Below are 433 nucleotides of genomic sequence, written 5' to 3'. Positions count from 1 at the left end.
CAGATATCCCGGAAGCGGGAGACGCCCGTCCAGCATCAGCCGACGCACCTCGTCGGCGTCGCGGCCCCGTACCGCGCACAGCTCCTCCAGGACGACGAACTGCGCGCTGACGTAGGCGTCGTCCGCGTCGGTCATCGGATGGTCCCCGTTGACCTCCCGGAACCGCTCGGCGAGCCGCTGCTTCGGATCCGTCTCCGGCACGGGGAACCTCCAGGTCACGAGCGCGAGCCACTCCCGCGCGGGACTCGGCACGCTACGGTCCGGACGCTTCGGCGCTCGCCGAACTGTCGGCGGAACGTCCGCAACCCTGGGCGGCGCCGGCAGGTCGTACCTCTCCGGAAGCCTCGCAACGACCGCCCCGGGAGCCCCACGTGTCCGTGAAGACCGCCCGTACCCGCACGATGAGCCGGATCCTGGCCACCGTGCTCATGGC

At 71.4% G+C, this 433-nt stretch carries 1 pseudogene; it reads right to left on the bottom strand.

Annotated elements, in window-relative coordinates:
* A pseudogene (locus LPA54_RS39460) lies at positions 1–201 on the bottom strand (hypothetical protein); the annotation flags it as partial.
* Between the last annotated feature and the right edge of the window lie 232 nt (positions 202–433).

Origin of the sequence: Streptomyces sp. DH12 (genome assembly GCF_020873895.1) — a bacterium.
Classification (GTDB): Bacteria; Actinomycetota; Actinomycetes; order Streptomycetales; family Streptomycetaceae; genus Streptomyces.
The sequence above is the reverse complement of the archived record's forward strand: the minus strand, read 5'-3'. Positions and strand labels throughout refer to the sequence as shown.